Raw genomic sequence first — 18575 nt, 5'->3', positions numbered from 1 at the left:
AATCGCGGCTTTTTCTTTTCCGCGTGCGTGTTCAGCAGGGTGTGTCGCGGTCCACGCGCTCGCTGCGGGTGCGGCCGCCATTGTTGACGACCAGTGCGCCGTGCAGCCGGTCGCCTGCGCAGATGCGCAGGCTGAGGTTGGCCCCGGGGCTGCGCCCATCGGCCTGGAAGAACAGCTGTGGGCGCCCGCTGCTGGCCCTGGCCTGGATCGAAACGTCGGAGCGCCCGGGGTAGTGGGTCAGAATCACGTCCGGCGATGAAGGCTGCGCGCGCTGGGCGCCGCTGCGGTAGACGATCCAGCCCGCGCTCCAGTCATCGCTGCAGCGCAGGCCGTCGTCGCTGGCACACAGGCCGATCAGCTCGCGTCGTCGCAATGCCTCGCTGCGGGCGCCGGCAAGGCTGGCGTGCAGGGTCAGCTGCAGTGCATCGGCGCGTTGACGCAGCAGCCAAGGTTGCAGTGCAGGCCAGCCCACGGCCAGCAGGATGGCTAGCACGGCCAGCACCACCAGCAGTTCGGTCAGATGCATGCCGGGTGCGGGTGGGTGGCTGAAGGGGCGGGGCGTTCTGGTGAGGGACATGCCTTCAGCCTCCGCGCCCGGCCTGTTGGCCGCCATCGGAAAGTGCCGCGACAGGCTGCCCGTCAACCCCTCAGCCAGCCGTCACCCCTTGCCCCGTATACTCATCATTCCCGGGAACTGGCAACACCATGAGCGACAGTTTTGAACTTGTCTCGCCGTATTCACCGGCGGGCGACCAGCCCGATGCCATCGCGAAGCTGACCAGCAACTTCGAGGCCGGCATCGCCAAGCAGACCCTGCTCGGCGTGACCGGCTCGGGCAAGACCTACACCATCGCCAACGTCATCCAGAACGTGCAGAAGCCGACGCTGATCATGGCGCCGAACAAGACGCTGGCGGCGCAGCTGTATGGTGAGTTCAAGGCGTTCTTCCCGCACAACGCGGTGGAGTACTTCGTCAGCTACTACGACTATTACCAGCCGGAAGCCTACGTGCCTTCGTCGGACACCTTCATCGAGAAGGACAGTTCGATCAACGAACACATCGAACAGATGCGGCTGGCGGCGACCAAGACCCTGCTGTCGCGCCCGGATGCGATCGTGGTGGCGACGGTGTCGGCGATCTACGGTCTGGGTGCGCCGGAAGATTATCTGTCGCTGCGCCTGATCCTGTCCAAGGGCGAGCGCATCGACCAGCGCGACCTGATCAACCACCTGACCCAGCTGCAGTACACGCGCAACGAATACGAACTGCAGCGCGGTACGTTCCGCGTGCGCGGCGAAGTGATCGATGTGTTCCCGGCCGAGTCGGACAGCGAGGCGCTGCGCATCGAACTGTTCGATGGCGAGGTCGAGAAGATCACGATGTTCGATCCGCTCACCGGCGAGACGATGCGCAACATGCAGCGCTTTACCGTCTACCCCAAGACCCACTATGCGACCACCCGCGAGCGTGTGCTGGCGGCGGTTGAAACCATCAAGGTGGAGCTGAAGGAGCGGCTGGAGCAGCTCTATGCGCAGAACAAGCTGGTCGAGGCCCAGCGCCTGGCCCAGCGCACCCAGTACGACATCGAGATGATGGCCGAGGTGGGTTTCTGCAACGGCATCGAGAACTACTCGCGGCACCTGACCGGCAAGGCCGCTGGCGAACCGCCACCAACCCTGTTCGACTACCTGCCGGCCGACGCGCTGCTGGTGATCGACGAATCGCACGTGACGATTCCGCAGATCGGCGCAATGTTCAAGGGCGACCGTTCGCGCAAGGAAACCCTGGTCGAGTTCGGTTTCCGCCTGCCGTCGGCGCTGGACAACCGGCCGCTGCGCTTTGAGGAATGGGAGGAGCGTTGCCCGCGTGCGATCTACGTGTCGGCCACGCCGGGGCCCTACGAATACCGCGAGGCCGGTGACGAGATCACCGAGCTGGTGGTGCGCCCGACCGGCCTGATCGATCCGGTGGTGGAAATCCGCCCGGTCGGCACCCAGGTCGACGACCTGATGAGCGAGGCCAACGCGCGCATCAAGGCCGGCGACCGCGTGCTGGTCACCACGCTGACCAAGCGCATGGCCGAGAATCTCACCGAATACCTCACTGAACATGGTATCCGCGTGCGCTACCTGCACTCGGACGTGGATACGGTCGAACGGGTGGAGATCATCCGTGACCTGCGCCTGGGCAAGTTCGATGTGCTGGTCGGCATCAATCTGCTGCGCGAAGGTTTGGACATGCCCGAAGTGTCGCTGGTGGCGATCCTCGATGCGGACAAGGAAGGTTTCCTGCGCTCCACCGGCTCGTTGATCCAGACCATCGGCCGTGCTGCGCGCAACGTGCGCGGCAAGGCGATCCTGTACGCCGACAAGGTGACCCGTTCGATGCAGGCGGCGATCGACGAAACCGACCGGCGTCGCGCCAAGCAGGTCGAGTACAACGAAGAGCACGGCATCGTGCCACGCTCGGTAGCGCGGCCGATCACCGATGTGCTGGAAGGTGCCCGATCCGATGCGGCGGAGAAGGAATCCAGAAAGGGCAAGGGAAAGAACCGTGGGGGTGTGGCCGAGGAAACGGCGGATTATCGTTCACTCAGTCCGGCCCAGCTGGCGGCGCGGCTCAAGGGGCTGGAGCAACAGATGTACCAGCACGCCAAGGACCTGGAGTTCGAGGATGCCGCGCGGGTGCGTGACCAGATCCGGCAGTTGAAGGAAGCCAGCCTGGGCTGAACGCGGCAAGCCGGCATCATCTTCACAAAAGTATTGCGCTTCACAGCCGGCATCCGTAATATACGCGGCCTGCACCGACGTAATCGCGGAAATGCAGAAGCAAAACGGGCGGTTAGCTCAGCGGTAGAGCACTACCTTGACATGGTAGGGGTCACAGGTTCGAACCCTGTACCGCCCACCACGATGTTCTCGGAAGAGAGTGATCGTGAACTGCAAAGCCCGGCCCTGGCGCCGGGTTTTTACGTAGCAAGGCCAGCTTTCGGGCGGCAAGAACAAGATGGGCGGTTAGCTCAGCGGTAGAGCACTACCTTGACATGGTAGGGGTCACAGGTTCGAACCCTGTACCGCCCACCACCTGCTCCCGGCATTGCCGGTGAAGCGGTGGAATCGATCAAAGCCGGCCTCGGGGCCGGCTTTTTTCGTTCTGGCAGGGGCTCGTCCCTGCGGCAGTTGCCCACGCAACGGATTCAGTGGTGTGAAATCAGCAGGTCGATGCTGACCGAACGTTGCATCCGCCACTGGCCATCCACGCGCTCCCACAGCTGCGCTACGCGGACGCGGTCAGCGGCGGTGCGCTGGCCGTCGGAAGGTGTCTGCTCCTGCGGCTGGCTGCCCAGCCGGAGCACCCGATCCTGGCGCAGCGGGTAGAGCTGCAGGGGCAGGACATCACGCTCGGTCTGCTGGGCGGCCGCCCCGGCCGGAGGCTGTGCTTCGGCACGAAGGATCTGCTTGCGCAGGGCATCCTCGTCAGGCCCACTGCCGTCGCCGAACAGGCTGGAGAGCAGCAGCATCAGGGCAAGCATCGGCATGGCGCGGTGCTCCAGCGGGAAAGTGCACGCAGGCTGGCACGGCGTGTCCGGCGTTGCAGCCGGACTGCGACGAAGGCCGGGATTGCGTTGCCAAAGACGGTCAGGCGCCGATGAATCCGGGCCGGTCAGGCGTAAACTTGGGGCTGCCGCGCAATCGCGCCACTACTGCAAGGAGCAACCGCATGAGCGACCAAGCCCCGGTGTCCAGGCCCAATCCATTCCTCGAGCTGCTGTTTGGCGGCAACATGCTGGAAGGCACCTTCAAGGCAGTGATCTGGGTGGCGATCCTGTGCGCGGTGCTGGCCTGGACCACGCTGCGCTGAAACACGGCAGTGGGCAGGATGCGGCGTGCCATCGGCGCACCTGGAAAGAGGATCGCTGCATGCGCGCGGCGGTGCCCACGCGCATGGGCGTGATCAGGCGCTGAAAGCCTGGCGCAGGCTGTGCAGCGTCGCCTGGCGTTGTTCCCTGGCTGTCGCCTCGCCCATTTCAAGTTCCTGCAGGCGCAGCCCGACCAGGGTCATGGACAACGCATAACCGCGTGCGGCATCGGCAGCCCGCGACACTCCCAATGCGCGGCGTGCCAGGGCATTGACGTGTTCAAGGTCGGGCATCAGGCCCAGGTAGGCGCGTTCGGCGCTGTCCAGGTCGGGCGCACGCAGGATCGCGTGGGCTTCGCTGGTGGGGGAGACGGAGGCCATGGGGGTGTCCTTGTCCGTGGGCGACGACGTTTGCGGAGGATGGCTGTGCATGGTGAAGGCGCAACATTGTCAGAACATTGCGCCTGTGCAATCGGCGCGCGTGGGCGGCAAATCCCGGCGTCAGGCACTATGATCGGCACCGTTTCCGGTAGCCGAGTCCACGATGCGCATCCTTCTGGTCGAAGACGATCCCGATCTCTCGCGGGCCCTGCAATCGGGCCTGGAGCGGCAGGGCGTGGTCGCCGATGTGGTCGGCAGCCTGGCCGGGGCGGCACTCGCCCTGCGTGAACCGGTGCACCAGTTGATGCTGCTGGACCGGCAACTGCCGGACGGCGATGGCGCCGCGTTCGTCGCCACTGCGCGCGCGCTGCGCCCGAACCTGGCGGTGATCATGCTGACTGCCAAGGGCACGTTGTCGGACAAGGTGGAAGGCCTGGATGTCGGTGCTGATGACTATCTGGTCAAGCCGGTGGCAATCGAGGAGTTGATGGCGCGCATCCGCGCGGTATCGCGGCGGCCCTCGGCGATGGTGACCCCCAGCCTGCGGCTGGGACACCTCGAATTCGATTTCGAATCGTTGCAGGCCCTGGTGGAGGGCCAGCCACTGGCGTTGCCACGGCGGCAGGTGCTGGTGCTGCAGGCATTGGCGATGCGGCAGGGGCGCACGGTCACCCGCAGCGCGTTGGAAGCGGCGGTGTATGGCTTCGATGATGAGATCCAGTCCAACGCACTCGATGCGCACATCTCCAAGCTGCGCAAGGCCTTGCAGCAGGCCGGGGCCGGCGTGGAGATCCACGTGATCCGGGGCGTCGGCTATCTGCTGGCGGAGGCTTGAGATGGCCCGTCCGATCCGTTCCATCACCCTGGGCCTGGCCTGGCGGCTGTTCCTGGCGCAGGCCTTCACCGTGTTGTTCGCGGTGGTCGCATTGATCCTGACCTGGGGCGACAAGGACACCTGGGGGATGGACATGTTCATGGCCGAGGCGGTGGCCAAGGCGGTGCACACCGAAGGCGGCCGGCTGGTGCTTGACCAGGCGCGCTGGGAAAAGCTCGATGCGGAAGCCGGCGGCAACCTCTGGTTCGCGGCCGTCGACGACAAGGGGGTCTGGCTGGAGCGTGGCACCATCCCGGTGATCCACGCGCCCCTGCTCGCGCGCTTGCCGACGCTCGGCGCCACCGAGCTGGGCTCGCTGGTGCCGCCCTACCTGGACGTGGCACGGGTGATGATCCGCAACGAGGACGGACGCCGCATCACCGTGATGGTTGGTGGCGCGCCCAAGGGCGGGCTGCTGGATGGCGCATTGATGGTGCTGCGCCTGATCGGTCTGTGGTTCTTCCTGCCGCTGATCGTGATCACGCTGCTGGTGATGCCAACGGTGATCCATCGCGCCATGCGCGGTGTGCGTCGTTCCGCGCAGCAGGCCAAGGAGCTGGACATCGGTCGGCCCGGCGCACGGTTGGATGCCCGGCTGGTCTCCACCGAAGTGGCGCCGCTGGTGGAAGCCTTCAACGATGCGATCGACAAAGTGCAGCAGGGGTACGCGGCACGCGACAAGTTCCTTGCCGACGCGGCGCATGAGCTGCGCGTGCCGATCGCGGTGGTACAGGCGCGGCTGTCACAGCTGCCGCAGGGCGAGCTGAAATCGCAGCTGCTGACCGACGTGGCGCGGCTGGGCAACGTGGCCGAGCACCTGCTCGACCTGCAGCGGCTGGACCGCAATGTGGGCGCGCTGCAACGCCTGGATCTGGCGTTGCTGGTGCGCGAAGCGGCGGCCGACCTGGCGCCACTGGTGGTTGGCGCCGGCTACGGTTTCGAGGTGGATGCTCCGGAAATGCCGGTGTGGATCCATGGTGACAGCCTGGCGCTGGGGCGGGTGATCGCCAACCTCGTGCACAACGCCATCGTCCATGGTGGCGGCCGCGGCACCATCTGTGTGCGGCTGGATGCGCGCGGGTTGCTGGAGGTCAGCGATCAGGGCGCGGGCGTTCCGGTCGGCGACCGCGAGGCGATCTTCGAACCGTTCCATCGCCTGCGCGCGGCCGGCAGTGGCAGCGGCCTGGGGCTGCATCTGGTGAAGGAGATCGTGCAGCATCACGGCGGCTCGGTCAGCGTCGGCGAAGCGGCCGGTGGCGGGGCCAGCTTCCGGGTCAACTTCCATCGCGGCAGCGTCAGACGCTGACATCCATACGCGGCAACGCCTGATAGGCCACCTGCGGCCGGTGCCGGCAGGCTGGCAGGATGGTTGCCCAACGATCCATTCCCGCGCTGTCTGGCAGTGGCTGCGCCGCAGGACTGGTGTTGGGTGCGCTGGCCGGCGTGCAGTTGCCGATGTTGCCGCCGTTGTGGCTGTGTGCGGCAATGGTTGCAGCGGGCGTCGGTGGCGGCTGCCTGCGCTGGCGCTGGCGCGTGCTGGCCGTCGTGGTGTTCGGTATGGGCTGGGCGGCGCTGCATGGGCACTGGGCACTGCTGAGGCAGCTTCCTCCCGGCCAACCTGCACAGGACGTGGTGGTCAGTGGTCGGGTCATCGACCTGCCGGACCACCGGCCCGGCTACAGCCGTTTCCTGCTGCAGGTCAGCGAAAGTGGCGATCTGCCGTCGCTGCGCGGTGAGCGCCTGCAGATCATCTGGAACGATGCCTGGCGGGGCCGCGCTGCCGGCAGCGGCCAGGCAGGGCGCCGCCAGGTCCGTGCCGGCGCGCACTGGCAGCTGGCCCTGCGCGTTCGTGCGCCGCGCTCGCGGATCAATCCCGGTGGGTTCGATGCCGAGCGCCATGCAGTGCTGCTGGGCGTGGCTGGCAGCGGCACGGTCCGTGCGCCGGGCGGTGCACGCGAGCTGCAGCGCGCGCACGGCCTGCCCGCCTGGCGCGAACGCAGCAGCGCCGCGATCTCCGCGCAGGTGGCGCGCCCGTCTGCACGTTTCGTACAGGCGCTGGCGCTGGGCGACACGCGCGCCCTGTCCGACACCGACTGGGAACAGCTGCGTGCGCTGGGCCTGACCCATCTGGTGGCCATTTCCGGCTTCCACGTTGGCGTGGTGGCAGGGCTGGGCGCCTGGCTGTGCCGGCTGTTGTGGTGGCTGTTGCCATGTCTGGGTCGGCACCGGCCCAGGGTCCAGGCGGCGGCGGTGGCCGCTGCCCTGGCCGCCGCCGGGTACGCGCTGCTGGCCGGTGGCGCACTGCCTACGGTGCGTACGGCGTTGATGATCGGGCTGATTGCGCTGGCACGCAGCGGTAGACGGCCGCTCGGTGCGGGACAGGGCCTGTCGCTGGCGGCGGTGGGGATGCTGCTGCCGGCGCCGCTGTCGGTCCTGTCAGCGGGGTTCTGGCTCAGTTTCGGCGGTGTGCTGTGGCTGCTGTGGTGCCTGCCGCAGGGGCGGCCCGGCGGTATGGGCAGCAGTCTCCGTGGCTTCTTCGCCGCGCAGGGTGTGGCCAGCGTGGGGCTGCTGCCGTTGGCAATCGCGCTGTTCGGAGGTACCGCTCGGTTGGGGCCGTTGGTCAACCTGCCGGTCATTCCCTGGTGGACCCTGCTGGTGGTGCCGCTGTCGTTGCTGGGCACGGGCCTGCAGGCACTGCACGATGGGGCGGGGCGATGGGCATGGGTCGCGGCAGCGGGGTTGTTCGAGGTCAGCTGGCGGGCCCTGCAGCCGCTGGCGGCGCATCCGCAGGCGATGTGGTGGTTGCCAGAGGCGCCCGCATGGGCGGTGCCGGCGGCGATGCTGGGGGTGTTCTGGTGGCTGCTGCCGCGCGGGGCCGGAGGTGTCCTGGCGGGTCTGCTTCTGTGCCTGCCGCTGCTGTGGCCGGCCCGCGGGCGACCGGCCGACGGCGAGCTGGAACTGCTGGTGCACGATGTGGGCCAGGGGACTGCCGTGCTGCTGCGCACGGCACGGCACGCGCTCTGGTACGACGTCGGGCCGCCGGCCGGCGGCGAGGGCAGTGAGCGGATCCTGGTTCCGGCCCTGCGCGCGCTGGGCCAGGCGCCGCCCGACCGGGTGCTGCTCAGCCACGATGATCTGGACCACACCGGAAGCCTGCCCAACCTGCGTCGTCAGTTGCCGGGGCTTGAGCTGCTGGCTCCGCCCGCCAGCGCGATCGCGGGGGCCCGGCGTTGCCAGCGGGGGCTGCGCTGGCATTGGGATGGCGTCGATTTCCAGGTGCTGCACCCTGCCGCTGACAGCCAACGGGCCGAGAACGAGGACAGCTGCGTGCTGCGGGTGGTCGGTGCCCACGGCGTGATCCTGTTGCCGGGCGACATCGGCCGGCCGGCCGAACAGAGCCTGTTGGCCACCTCTTCGCCGCAGTTGCGTGCGGATGTGGTGCTGGTGCCGCACCACGGCAGCGCTGGCAGTTCCAGCGCGCCCTGGGTAGCGGCGGTGGCACCCCGTCTGGCGCTGGTCTCGGCGGGCCATCAGAACCGGTTCGGCCATCCACGGCGGGAGGTGGTCCGGCGCTGGCAGGCGCAGGGAGCCGAAGTGGTGTCCACTGCCGAGTCCGGTGCCATCCGCGTATGGCTTGGCGCACAAGGGCTGCAGCTGCGTGAACAGCGTATCCATGCATCCCGGTGGTGGGATGCCGCTGGGCGGGCGCGGTCGGCTGCTATCCTATCGCCGATCGAACAAGCGGCCGTTGGGCCGGAGGGTTGAAACGTGTGGGAACTGGTCAAGGCCGGTGGCTGGCCGATGGTGCCGCTGCTGCTGTTGGGCGTACTGGCTTTGGCGATCATCCTGGAGCGTTTCTGGTCCCTGCGGCGAACCGAGGTGCTGCCCCCCGGCCTCGGCCAGGAGGTGCGCAACTGGGCTGCACGCGGCAAGCTTGATCCGGCGCACCTGCAGACCCTGCGCACCAACTCGCCGCTGGGCGCGCTGTTGGCCGCGGCGCTGGAATCACGCAATCGTCCGCGTGACCAGATCCGCGAGCGCATCGAAGACACCGGCCGCCACCTGGTGCACCGCATGGAGCGCTTCCTCAACGCGCTGGGCACCATCGCCTCGGCCGGCCCATTGCTGGGCCTGCTCGGTACGGTGGTCGGCATGATCCAGATGTTCCTGGGCATCCTCGACCATGGCGTGGGTGATGTGAACCAGCTGGCCGGCGGCATCGGCAAGGCGCTGGTATGTACCGCCACCGGCATGATCGTGGCGATCCCGGCGCTGATGTTCCATCGCTATTTCAAGGGCCGCATCCATGGCTATGTGGTTGAGATGGAACAGGAAGCCAGCGCGCTGCTGGACACGCTCGACGGTCGCCCCGGGGTGATGAATCCGGCGCCGGCAGCGCGTGCGGCCAGCGCCGCGACGGCCAAGGCCTGATCGATGCGTATCGGCAACGACCGATCCCAGGATGAGCCGCACATCGACCTGGTACCGCTGATCGACGTCATCCTGGTGCTGATCATCTTCTTCGTGGTCACCACCACCTTCGACGCGCGCTCGACGCTGCAGGTGCAGCTGCCGACCGCCAGCCAGCAGCCCAACAACGAGCCGCCACGTTCGCTCAGCGTGCTGATCAACGCCGAAGGCCGTTATTTCATCAATGACCAGGAAGTGCTGCGCAGCGACGTCGAGTCGGTCAAGCAGACCATCGCAGCCGTCGCCGGCAGTGACCGCAGCCAGCCCGTGCTGCTGCGCGCCGACGCACGTACTCCCTACCAGGCCGTGGTGACTGCGCAGGACGCGCTCGGTCAGCTCGGTTTCCGTCGTATCGCCATTGCAACTGCGCCAGAGGTGCGTCCATGAGTTCCCATCACGCGCCGGTGTGGCCGATCTACAAACGTCTGCTGGGCTATACCCGCACCTACTGGGTATTCATGGTCGGGGCGGTCATCGCGATGGTGGTCGAAGCCCTGGCCGGCTATCACTTCACCAAGCTGATGGAGCCCCTGGTCAACCGCGGCTTCGTCAATCCCGAACCGCGCATGGCGGTGATCCTGCCGCTGACCATCCTGGGGCTGTTCCTGATGCGCAGCGTGGCCACCTGGGTGAGCGATTACACGCTGGCCAAGACCGGCCGCAGCGTGGTCCGCGACCTGCGCGAACAGGTGCTGCAGAAGTATCTGCACCTGCCGTCTTCGCATTTCGATACCGAAGCGACGCCGGTGATGGTCAGCCGCCTGAACTTCGATACCGAGCAGGTCACCCAGGCCAGCGCCGACGCGTTGAAGACCGTGGTGGCCGATACCCTGACCATCATCGCCATGTTGGCGGTAATGCTGCAGATGAGCGTCAAGGTGACCCTGGCGATGCTGGTGGTGGTGCCGCTGATCGGCGTGATCGTGTCCTACGTGGGCAAGCGCTACCGGCGCATCAGCCGCGGCATCCAGGACGGCATGGGCACGATGGCGCAGACCGCCGAGCAGTCGCTGGCCGCACAGCAGGAAGTGAAGGTGCACGGCACCCAGCAGCACGAGATCTCGCGCTACTCGCGCCTGGCCAACCGCATGCTGGCGCTGAACATGAAGGTAGAGGTCACCCGCGCTGCCGCATCCAGCGTGGTGCAGTTCCTGGCGGCGCTGGCGCTGGCGGTGATCGTCTGGGTGTCGACCCGTGAAGCGCTGGCCGGCCGCCTCAATGCCGGCCAGTTCATGGGCCTGATGACCTCGATGATGGCCATCATTCCCTCGCTGCGCCGCCTGACCAGCGTGCAGACCTCGATCTCGCGCGGCGTCGCTGCTGCCGAGCGCCTGTTCGGCATCCTTGACATGCCGGTTGAGCGCGACGAGGGCAAGCATTCGGTGCAACGCGTGCGTGGCGAGCTGGCGTTCGACCACGTCATGCTGCGCTACCGCGAAGACAGTGGTATCGCGCTGGACGACATCAGCTTCGTCGCCAGGCCGGGTACGGTGACGGCCATCGTCGGCCGCTCGGGCAGCGGCAAGACCAGCCTGATCCGGCTGGTGCCGCGCTTCTACGAGCCCAGTGGCGGTGTCATCACCCTCGATGGCGTGGCGCTGGATGATTACCCGCTGGCCGACCTGCGCCGGCAGGTGGCGATCGTCGGGCAGAAGGTGATGCTGTTCGACGACACCATTGGCGCCAACATCGCCTATGGCATGGATGCGACCGACGAGCAGATCCGTGCGGCGGCCGAAGCCGCCAATGCCTGGGAATTCATTGCGCGCTTGCCGCAGCAGCTGCAGACCCCGGTGGGCGAGAACGGTGCGCTGCTGTCCGGTGGCCAGCGCCAGCGCCTGGCGATCGCGCGCGCAATCCTGCGCGATGCACCGATCCTGATTCTCGACGAAGCGACTGCCGCTCTGGACAATGAGTCCGAGCGCCTGGTGCAGGATGCACTGCAACGCTTGATGCCCGAACGCACCACGCTGGTCATCGCCCATCGCCTGTCGACCATCGAGCACGCCGACCAGGTGCTGGTGATGGATCACGGCCGTATCGTCGAGCGTGGTACCCACAAGCAGCTGCTCGAAATGGGTGGCCTGTACCAGCATCTGCACAGCATGCAGTTCCGCGAAAGGCAGGACTGATGGCAGGCAAGGGTACCCAGACCCCGCCGTACTGGTACGACGGCGCGCCGGTTCCATGGGCGATGCGCCTGCTGGCGCCGCTGTATGCAGGTGTCACCGCGCTGCGCCGGCGGGCCTACCGCCGCGGCTGGCGCAAGCGCTACTCGTTGCCGGTGCCGGTGATCGTGGTCGGCAACATCACCGCCGGTGGCACCGGCAAGACGCCGTTGACCATCACCCTGGTCGAGCGCCTGCGTGCGGCCGGCTGGAAACCGGGTGTGGCCAGCCGCGGCTATGGCCGCGAAGACGCTGACAAGCCGCTGTGGGTCCAGGCCGACACGCCGACCGCCAAGGGCGGTGACGAACCGGTGCTGATCGCATGGAAGACCGGCGTGCCGGTGCGCGTGGACCGCGACCGGGTGGCGGCCGGCAGGGCATTGATCGAGGCTGGCTGCGATGTGATCGTCTGCGATGACGGTCTGCAGCACTACCGGCTGGCGCGTGACATCGAGATCGAAGTGATCGATGCACAGCGGCGCTACGGCAACGGCCTGATGATTCCTGCCGGTCCGTTGCGCGAACCGGTGAGTCGTGCCAGCGAATGCGATTTCCGCGTGGTCAACCTGGGCCAGGCCGATGGGGAGACCGCAGCCCAGGCCTGCGGCTTCGGGCAGTGGCCGATGGCGCTGCAGATCGACAGTGCGCAGCCACTGGCCGGCGGCCGCGCGCGCCCGCTGGCGTATTTCAAGGGCCAGCGTGTGCACGCCGTGGCCGGCATTGCCCATCCGCAGCGTTTCTTCGAGATGCTGCGCGCGCGTGGCATCGGCGTGGTGCCGCATGCCTTTGCCGACCATCAGGCCTACCAGCCGCAGGACCTGTCCTTCGGCAGCCAGCTGCCGGTGCTGATGACCGAAAAGGACGCGGTGAAGTGCCGTGCGTTTGGCAACGACTGGCATTACGCAGTCCCGCTGCGTGCCGAGCTGCCTGCCGCGTTCTGGGTGGCGCTCACCGATCGCCTGGACAAGCTGCGGCCGAACTGAGTGATGCGCCAGCGCTTGCATTCACGCGCCGCTGGCCGCATTCCCGTTGTAACGAGCCTGCCGAGTACCGCCCGCATGACCGAATTTGTTGTCGCCATCCCGGCCCGCTACGCTGCCTCGCGGCTGCCGGGCAAGCCGTTGCGCCCGCTGGGCGGTGAACCGCTGGTACTGCACGTGGCGCGCCGCGCGCTGCAGGCCGGTGCCGGCGAGGTCTGGGTGGCTACTGACGATCAGCGCATCGCCGATGCGCTGTCCGGGCTGGCCGAGGTGAAGGTGGCGATGACCGCGGCCACGCACGCCTCCGGCACCGATCGCCTGGCCGAGTGCGCGCGTATCGCGGGCTGGTCCGACGACACCGTGGTGGTCAATCTGCAGGGCGACGAGCCGTTCGCGCCAGCGGCGGGCATCCGTGCGGTGGCTGACGCACTGGTCGCTGGCGATGCACCGATGTCGACCCTGGCCACCACCGTCGAGGATGCACAGACGCTGTTCGACCCGAACGTGGTCAAGCTGGTGCGCAACGTGCGCAACGAAGCGATGTACTTCAGCCGTGCGCCGATCGCCTGGCATCGCGATGGTTTCGCGCGCGGCCGCGACACGCTGCCCGAGGGTCACAGCTGGCTGCGCCACATCGGCATCTACGGCTACCGGGCCGGCTTCCTGCAGCAGTTCGCAGCGATGCCGCCCGGTCAGCTGGAGCAGGTCGAATCGCTGGAGCAGTTGCGCGTGCTGGAGGCCGGCTACCCGATCAGCGTGGCGATCTCGCCCGAGCCGTTCCCGCCGGGTATCGACACCCCCGAGGACCTGGAGCGCGCCGAGGCGCTGCTGCAGGCGATGGCGGCACGATGAAGCTACTGGTCGTCTGCCTCGGCAACATCTGCCGCTCGCCGATGGCCGAAGGGGCGCTGCGCGCACGCCTGGAGGCCTCGCCGCTGGCCGGACGGGTGCAGGTCGACTCTGCCGGTACCGGCGACTGGCACGTGGGTGAAGCACCGGACCGCCGCGCGATCACCTGCGCGGCGGGGCACGGCGTGGACATCGGTGGCCTGCGCGCGCGCCAGCTGCAGCGCTCTGATTTCGATCGGTTCGACTGGATCCTGTGCGCCGACGAGGCCAACCTGCGCGATGCAGGCCGCCTGGCCACGCCTGCCCAGCGTGAGCGGCTGGCGCTGTACCTGCCCTGGTCCGGCGGGTCGGGACGGGTGTCGATCCCGGATCCCTATACCGGCGGCAGCGATCATTTCGAACAGGTCTGGTCACTGGTGGACGATGCTGCAAAACGTGCGGTGGCACGACTGTTGCATGACGCCGACTCCGGCATAATCGGGTCATGAACGTCCAGCCCGTCCCGGACCTGCCCGAGTTCGCCACCTGGCTCAATGCCACCCCCTGCACCCTGACCGAACTGCGCGGTCGGCCGGTCGCACTGCTGTTCGTCAACGCGGCCTCCGCCTGGAGCGCGCAACGCCTGGCCGAGTTCGGCCAATGGCTGTCGCGCCACCCGGGCAAGCTGCAGCCGCTGGTGCTGCAGGTGCCGCGTTTCGATTTCGAACGCGACCCCGCGGCCGCACTGAAGCTGCTGCGGCGGCAAGGCCTGACGATGCCGGTGCTGCTGGATGCCGACTGGGACGGCTGGCGCCGCTTCGGTGTCACCGCCTGGCCGACCATGGTGTTGCTGGATGCGCAGGGGCGCGAGCAACAGCGGCTGGTCGGGCAGGGTGTGCCGGGTGAGCTGGAGCGGGCCTTGAATGCGCTGTGCCAGGGCGCCCCTTTGGCACCGCCGCGTGGTGGCAGTGAGCTGCATCCGGAGCCGCGCCAGGCGCTGCGCTTCCCGCTCGGCCTGGCGGTCAGCACCGAGCGGCTGTATATCGCCGACAGCGGCCACCATCGCATCCTCGAATGCAGCCATGGCGGCCGCATCCTTCGCCAGTTCGGCCTGGGGACCGCCGATTTCATGGATGGCAACCTGGCCGAAGCCGCCTTCCACCGTCCGCAGGCGCTGGTGCTGGAGCGCGACGCGCTGTACGTGGCCGATACCGGCAACCATGCCGTGCGCCGCATCAACCTGTTGACCGGCATCGTCGACACGCTGTGCGGCAATGGCCGGCCCGGTGCTCCCGTCGAGGGTCCGGTTGCGCAGGCGCGGCAGGTCTCGCTGGACCATCCGGTCGGCCTGGCCATCGCCGACAACCAGCTGCACATCGCCATGGCTGGCGACAACCGCATCTGGAGCTATCACCTGGGTCAGCGCAGCCTGCAATGGCGTGCCGGCAGTGGGGCCATCGACGAGCGCGATGGCAGCGGCCATCTGGCCGCCTTCGCCCAGCCAAGCGCGCTGGCCGTGGTGCAACAGGTGCTGTACGTGGCCGATGCGCTGGGTTCCTCGATCCGTGCGCTGCAGCTGCGTGGCGACCTGGTGCAGACCCTGGTCGGGCAGGGGCCATGGCGGTTCGGCCATGAAGACGGCCCGCGTGCGCAGGCCAGCCTGCAGTTCCCGCAGGCCATCGCACTGAGCCCGGAGGCACCGCTGTTGTGGATTGCCGATACCGGTAATGGCCGCCTGCGTACGCTGCGTCTGGGCGGCGGTGAACTGACTACCCAGCCGTTGCCGCGCCGCCTGCATGGGCCGGCCGGGCTGGCCGTGGGCGCCGGTGCGGTATGGGTGGCCGAGACCGATGCCCACGCGGTGCTGCGTTTCGACCCCGACAGCGGTGTGCTCAGCGAAGTCCCGATCAGCGAATGACCGACGTTCCCGCCCCGGCCTTCGACGGCAAGGCCTTCGCGGCCCAGCTCAGTACCGCCCCCGGCGTGTACCGCATGTACGCCGCCGACGACACGCTGCTGTACGTGGGCAAGGCGCGCGCGTTGCGCAACCGTGTCGGCAGTTACTTCAACGGCAGCCCGAAGAACGCGCGGATCATGTCGATGATCTCGCAGATCACGCGCATGGACGTGACGGTGACGCGCTCGGAAGCCGAGGCGCTGCTGCTGGAAAACCAGCTGATCAAATCGTTGGCGCCGCGCTACAACGTCTCGCTGCGCGACGACAAGACCTATCCGCATGTGCTGCTGACGCGCGAGGATTGGCCGCGCATTGCCCTGCATCGCGGCCCGCGTGCGATTCCTGGTCGCTACTTTGGGCCGTATCCCGGCGTTACCGCAGTGCGCGAGACGCTGAACCTGATGCACAAGCTGTTCAAGCTGCGCAGCTGCGAGGACAGCGTGTTCCGCAACCGTTCGCGGCCGTGCCTGCAGTACCAGATCGGTCGCTGCAGCGCGCCCTGTGTCGAGCTGGTGGCGCCGGCGGAGTATGCCGAATCGGTACGCCGTGCCGCGCTTTTCCTGGAAGGCAAGAGTGATGAGTTGACCCGCGAGCTGGGCGACCAGATGCAGGCGGCGAGCGAGGCGCTGGAATTCGAACAGGCCGCACGCCTGCGCGACCTGATCTCTTCGTTGCGCAGCATGCAGACCCGCCAGTACGTGGATGGTCGCGCCGCCGACCTGGATGTGCTGGCGGTGGCCATGCTGGGTTCGCAGGCCTGTGTGCTGTTGCTGGCTTTCCGTGATGGCCGCAACCTTGGCACCCGTCCCTTCTTCCCGCGCACCAATGGCGAGGAGAGTCCGGAGGAGGTGCTGGCCGCGTTCGTCTCGCAGTACTACATCGAATTCGCGCCGCCACGCGAGATCCTGCTCGATCGCGAGATCCCCGACGCCGATCTGCTGACCGCCGCGCTGTCGGCCTCGGCCGAGCGCAAGGTGCAGCTGAAGTGGAACGTGCGCGGCGAGCGCGCCGGCTACGTGGAACTGGCCAGCCGCAACGCGCAGCTGACCCTGGCCACGGAGCTCAACAGCCGCAACGCACAACATGCGCGCAGTGATGCGTTGCGCGACATGCTGGGCCTGGCCGAGCCGGTCAAGCGGGTCGAGTGCTTCGACATCAGTCATACGCTGGGCGAGGCCACCGTGGCCTCGTGCGTGGTGTTCGATGCCGCCGGACCGGTGCGCGCGCAGTACCGCCGCTTCAACATCAGCGGCATCGAACCTGGCGACGACTACGCCGCCATGCGCCAGGCCATCGATCGCCGCTTCCGCCGGGCGGTGGAAGAGCAGAGTGTGCTGCCGGACGTGCTGCTGATCGATGGCGGTGCCGGCCAGCTGGCCCAGGCCCAGGCCGCGCTGGCTGACCTCGGCGTGGAAGGCGTGCTGCTGGTGGGCGTGGCCAAGGGCGTGGAGCGTCGCGCCGGCCACGAAGCGCTGGTGATGCCCGATGGCCGCGAGTTGCGCCCGGGTGCGGCCGATCCGGCGCTGCAGTTCATCCAGCAGGTGCGCGACGAGGCGCACCGCTTTGCCATCACCGGCCATCGCGGCCGCCGCCAGAAGGCACGGATGACCAGCAAGCTGGAGGACATCCCTGGCATCGGCCCGCGCCGTCGTGCCAGCCTGCTCAAGCATTTCGGCGGGCTGGTCGGCCTGAAGGCGGCCGGTGAAGCGGAAATCGCCAGGGTGGAAGGCATCAATGACGCCCTCGCGGCACGTATCTACGCTAACCTGCACGGGTTGGCCACGCCCGATGCGGCCGAGTAGAGAGAGAAGCACGCAAGCATGAAGTTGACCCTGCCCACCTGGCTGACGTTGTTGCGGATCGTGATGATCCCGGTGCTGGTGCTGGTGTTCTACCTGCCTTACACCTGGACCAACTTCGCATCGGCGGCGATCTTCGGTCTTGCCGCGATCACCGACTGGCTCGATGGCTGGATTGCACGCCGTTACCAGCTGGAGTCGGCATTCGGCGCCTTCCTCGATCCGGTGGCGGACAAGCTGATGGTGGCGGTGGCGCTGTTCCTGATCGTGCAGGGCCACCCGACGCCGTGGATGGCGTTCTGGGCGGCGGTGATCGTCGGCCGCGAGATCGCGGTGTCGGCGCTGCGCGAGTGGATGGCCGAACTGGGCCAGCGCGCCAAGGTGCGCGTGGCGATGATCGGCAAGGTCAAGACCACCGCGCAGATGGTCGCGCTGCTGTGCCTGCTGTACTCGGTGGCACCGAACGTGCCGGTGGAAGACATCTGGATGGGCTGGCCGGTGTTCCACATCGGCGACTGGACCCTGGCGATTGCCGCGGTGCTGACCCTGTGGTCGGGCCTGCAGTACCTGCACGCCGCCTGGCCGAGCCTGCGCGATGACGAGCGCGCTGCGCGCGAGCGTGCACGGCAGAAGAAGCTGGGCAACTGAGCGCCGGGGTCGGATCCCTTTCCGCAGGAAAGGGCTCTGACCCCAGGATGCGTCCATCCACGCACGGCGTGGATCTACTGGATCATGGCGTGTCCATCCACGCACGGCGTGGATCTACTGGATCATGGCGTGTCCATCCACGCATGGCGTGGATCTACTGGAAATACTGCATCACGGGTGGTGCGGACCCAACGGTTTGCGGGGATGTTGCAGTAGATCCACGCCATGCGTGGATACGCGGTGCAAGGCGCCCCCAGACCCCGAAAAAATCGCTTGACGCCTTTTCCAGAACAGGTAGAATTTCGCCTCCCAAGCGGGAATAGCTCAGTTGGTAGAGCGCAACCTTGCCAAGGTTGAGGTCGCGAGTTCGAGTCTCGTTTCCCGCTCCAGATTCAAGAATGACGCTCTCGGAAGAGGGCGTTTTTCATTTTCCCATCGGTGATGAAGTGGCGCTTCATTGATGTCATCGGTCGTCAGGATCGATGCTTGACCTCCGATGTGAATCCGGTAAAATGCCGCCTCCCAAGCGGGAATAGCTCAGTTGGTAGAGCGCAACCTTGCCAAGGTTGAGGTCGCGAGTTCGAGTCTCGTTTCCCGCTCCAGATTCAAGA

At 67.3% G+C, this 18575-nt stretch carries 17 protein-coding genes and 4 tRNA genes; 18 read left to right on the top strand and 3 right to left on the bottom strand.

The genetic code is table 11. From position 1 onward, the window contains the following. Positions 1-31: 31 nt before the first annotated feature. Entirely contained in the window at positions 32-526 is a 495-nt protein-coding gene (locus tag ABH900_RS06065; RefSeq protein ID WP_429622006.1) for a GspH/FimT family pseudopilin, read from the bottom strand. 179 nt (positions 527-705) lie between these two features. Here ABH900_RS06065 and uvrB point away from each other — a divergent pair, with 179 nt between their 5' ends. From uvrB to ABH900_RS06050, 3 genes are all read left to right on the top strand, one after another. Continuing rightward, a complete protein-coding gene (gene uvrB / locus ABH900_RS06060) occupies positions 706-2730 on the top strand; it encodes an excinuclease ABC subunit UvrB (protein ID WP_429622005.1) in 2025 nt (674 codons plus the stop codon). A 106-nt stretch (positions 2731-2836) separates the two neighbouring features. After that, a tRNA-Val gene (locus tag ABH900_RS06055) sits at positions 2837-2911 on the top strand. Between the two features lie 98 nt (positions 2912-3009). Then, a tRNA-Val gene (locus ABH900_RS06050) sits at positions 3010-3084 on the top strand. Between the two features lie 113 nt (positions 3085-3197). Here ABH900_RS06050 and ABH900_RS06045 read toward each other — a convergent pair. Then, positions 3198-3539 (bottom strand): hypothetical protein, encoded by a 342-nt coding sequence (locus ABH900_RS06045; RefSeq protein ID WP_429622004.1) that lies wholly within the window; start codon positions 3537-3539, stop codon positions 3198-3200. A gap of 182 nt (positions 3540-3721) precedes the next feature. Between ABH900_RS06045 and ABH900_RS06040 the strand changes: the two genes are divergently transcribed. Continuing rightward, positions 3722-3862: a hypothetical protein gene (locus ABH900_RS06040; RefSeq protein WP_429622003.1), complete on the top strand. Its 141-nt coding sequence runs from the start codon at positions 3722-3724 to the stop codon at positions 3860-3862. Between the two features lie 93 nt (positions 3863-3955). On the opposite strand, the gene ABH900_RS06035 is transcribed toward ABH900_RS06040, so the two are convergent. Beyond that, positions 3956-4240 (bottom strand): hypothetical protein, encoded by a 285-nt coding sequence (locus ABH900_RS06035; RefSeq protein WP_429622002.1) that lies wholly within the window; start codon positions 4238-4240, stop codon positions 3956-3958. Positions 4241-4403: 163 nt separating this feature from the next. Between ABH900_RS06035 and ABH900_RS06030 the strand changes: the two genes are divergently transcribed. The 14 genes from ABH900_RS06030 (at position 4404) to ABH900_RS05965 (ending at position 18566) form a co-directional block, all read left to right on the top strand. Continuing rightward, the gene (locus ABH900_RS06030) at positions 4404-5075 is read left to right on the top strand and encodes a response regulator transcription factor (RefSeq protein WP_429622001.1); all 672 of its coding nucleotides are present in this window, start codon (positions 4404-4406) and stop codon (positions 5073-5075) included. A gap of 1 nt (position 5076) precedes the next feature. After that, positions 5077-6420, top strand: coding sequence for a sensor histidine kinase (locus tag ABH900_RS06025; RefSeq protein ID WP_429622000.1), 1344 nt, complete (start codon positions 5077-5079; stop codon positions 6418-6420). Between the two features lie 59 nt (positions 6421-6479). Next, complete coding sequence (locus ABH900_RS06020; protein WP_429621999.1) at positions 6480-8879, top strand: DNA internalization-related competence protein ComEC/Rec2; 2400 nt, start codon at positions 6480-6482, stop codon at positions 8877-8879. A 3-nt stretch (positions 8880-8882) separates the two neighbouring features. Further along, positions 8883-9545 (top strand): MotA/TolQ/ExbB proton channel family protein, encoded by a 663-nt coding sequence (locus ABH900_RS06015; RefSeq protein WP_429621998.1) that lies wholly within the window; start codon positions 8883-8885, stop codon positions 9543-9545. A 3-nt stretch (positions 9546-9548) separates the two neighbouring features. Continuing rightward, on the top strand, positions 9549-9971 hold the full coding sequence (locus ABH900_RS06010; protein ID WP_014036620.1) for an ExbD/TolR family protein: 423 nt from the start codon (positions 9549-9551) through the stop codon (positions 9969-9971). Then, positions 9968-11716 carry a lipid A export permease/ATP-binding protein MsbA gene (gene msbA / locus ABH900_RS06005; RefSeq protein ID WP_429621997.1) on the top strand — a complete coding sequence of 583 codons (1749 nt, stop codon included), beginning with the start codon at positions 9968-9970 and terminating at the stop codon, positions 11714-11716. The genes ABH900_RS06010 and msbA overlap by 4 nt, the downstream gene beginning before the upstream one ends. Further along, positions 11716-12735, top strand: a complete 1020-nt coding sequence (gene lpxK, locus ABH900_RS06000) for a tetraacyldisaccharide 4'-kinase (RefSeq protein WP_429621996.1) — start codon at positions 11716-11718, stop codon at positions 12733-12735. The genes msbA and lpxK overlap by 1 nt, the downstream gene beginning before the upstream one ends. A gap of 75 nt (positions 12736-12810) precedes the next feature. Beyond that, complete coding sequence (gene kdsB / locus ABH900_RS05995; protein ID WP_429621995.1) at positions 12811-13584, top strand: 3-deoxy-manno-octulosonate cytidylyltransferase; 774 nt, start codon at positions 12811-12813, stop codon at positions 13582-13584. Beyond that, positions 13581-14069: a low molecular weight protein-tyrosine-phosphatase gene (locus ABH900_RS05990; RefSeq protein WP_429621994.1), complete on the top strand. Its 489-nt coding sequence runs from the start codon at positions 13581-13583 to the stop codon at positions 14067-14069. Before kdsB ends, ABH900_RS05990 begins: the two co-directional genes overlap by 4 nt. Next, positions 14066-15478, top strand: coding sequence for a hypothetical protein (locus ABH900_RS05985; RefSeq protein ID WP_429621993.1), 1413 nt, complete (start codon positions 14066-14068; stop codon positions 15476-15478). The genes ABH900_RS05990 and ABH900_RS05985 overlap by 4 nt, the downstream gene beginning before the upstream one ends. Next, on the top strand, positions 15475-17319 hold the full coding sequence (gene uvrC, locus ABH900_RS05980; RefSeq protein WP_429621992.1) for an excinuclease ABC subunit UvrC: 1845 nt from the start codon (positions 15475-15477) through the stop codon (positions 17317-17319). Before ABH900_RS05985 ends, uvrC begins: the two co-directional genes overlap by 4 nt. Positions 17320-17337: 18 nt before the next feature. Then, positions 17338-17964, top strand: a complete 627-nt coding sequence (gene pgsA / locus ABH900_RS05975; RefSeq protein ID WP_012510614.1) for a CDP-diacylglycerol--glycerol-3-phosphate 3-phosphatidyltransferase — start codon at positions 17338-17340, stop codon at positions 17962-17964. A 313-nt stretch (positions 17965-18277) separates the two neighbouring features. Beyond that, positions 18278-18353, top strand: a tRNA-Gly gene (locus ABH900_RS05970). Positions 18354-18490: 137 nt separating this feature from the next. Further along, positions 18491-18566, top strand: a tRNA-Gly gene (locus ABH900_RS05965). Positions 18567-18575: the final 9 nt, after the last annotated feature.

It is taken from the genome of Stenotrophomonas sp. AN71 (assembly GCF_050435725.1).
Classification (GTDB): domain Bacteria; phylum Pseudomonadota; class Gammaproteobacteria; order Xanthomonadales; family Xanthomonadaceae; genus Stenotrophomonas.
This window is presented reverse-complemented; position numbering and strand designations above follow the sequence as displayed.

Coding starts and splice junctions, on each gene's coding strand:
- ABH900_RS06065 (WP_429622006.1), bottom strand. CDS start 526: ATGCATCTGACCGAACTGCTGGTGGTGCTGGCCGTGCTAGCCATCCTG.
- uvrB (WP_429622005.1), top strand. CDS start 706: ATGAGCGACAGTTTTGAACTTGTCTCGCCGTATTCACCGGCGGGCGAC.
- ABH900_RS06045 (WP_429622004.1), bottom strand. CDS start 3,539: ATGCCGATGCTTGCCCTGATGCTGCTGCTCTCCAGCCTGTTCGGCGAC.
- ABH900_RS06040 (WP_429622003.1), top strand. CDS start 3,722: ATGAGCGACCAAGCCCCGGTGTCCAGGCCCAATCCATTCCTCGAGCTG.
- ABH900_RS06035 (WP_429622002.1), bottom strand. CDS start 4,240: ATGGCCTCCGTCTCCCCCACCAGCGAAGCCCACGCGATCCTGCGTGCG.
- ABH900_RS06030 (WP_429622001.1), top strand. CDS start 4,404: ATGCGCATCCTTCTGGTCGAAGACGATCCCGATCTCTCGCGGGCCCTG.
- ABH900_RS06025 (WP_429622000.1), top strand. CDS start 5,077: ATGGCCCGTCCGATCCGTTCCATCACCCTGGGCCTGGCCTGGCGGCTG.
- ABH900_RS06020 (WP_429621999.1), top strand. CDS start 6,480: ATGGTTGCCCAACGATCCATTCCCGCGCTGTCTGGCAGTGGCTGCGCC.
- ABH900_RS06010 (WP_014036620.1), top strand. CDS start 9,549: ATGCGTATCGGCAACGACCGATCCCAGGATGAGCCGCACATCGACCTG.
- msbA (WP_429621997.1), top strand. CDS start 9,968: ATGAGTTCCCATCACGCGCCGGTGTGGCCGATCTACAAACGTCTGCTG.
- lpxK (WP_429621996.1), top strand. CDS start 11,716: ATGGCAGGCAAGGGTACCCAGACCCCGCCGTACTGGTACGACGGCGCG.
- kdsB (WP_429621995.1), top strand. CDS start 12,811: ATGACCGAATTTGTTGTCGCCATCCCGGCCCGCTACGCTGCCTCGCGG.
- ABH900_RS05990 (WP_429621994.1), top strand. CDS start 13,581: ATGAAGCTACTGGTCGTCTGCCTCGGCAACATCTGCCGCTCGCCGATG.
- ABH900_RS05985 (WP_429621993.1), top strand. CDS start 14,066: ATGAACGTCCAGCCCGTCCCGGACCTGCCCGAGTTCGCCACCTGGCTC.
- uvrC (WP_429621992.1), top strand. CDS start 15,475: ATGACCGACGTTCCCGCCCCGGCCTTCGACGGCAAGGCCTTCGCGGCC.
- pgsA (WP_012510614.1), top strand. CDS start 17,338: ATGAAGTTGACCCTGCCCACCTGGCTGACGTTGTTGCGGATCGTGATG.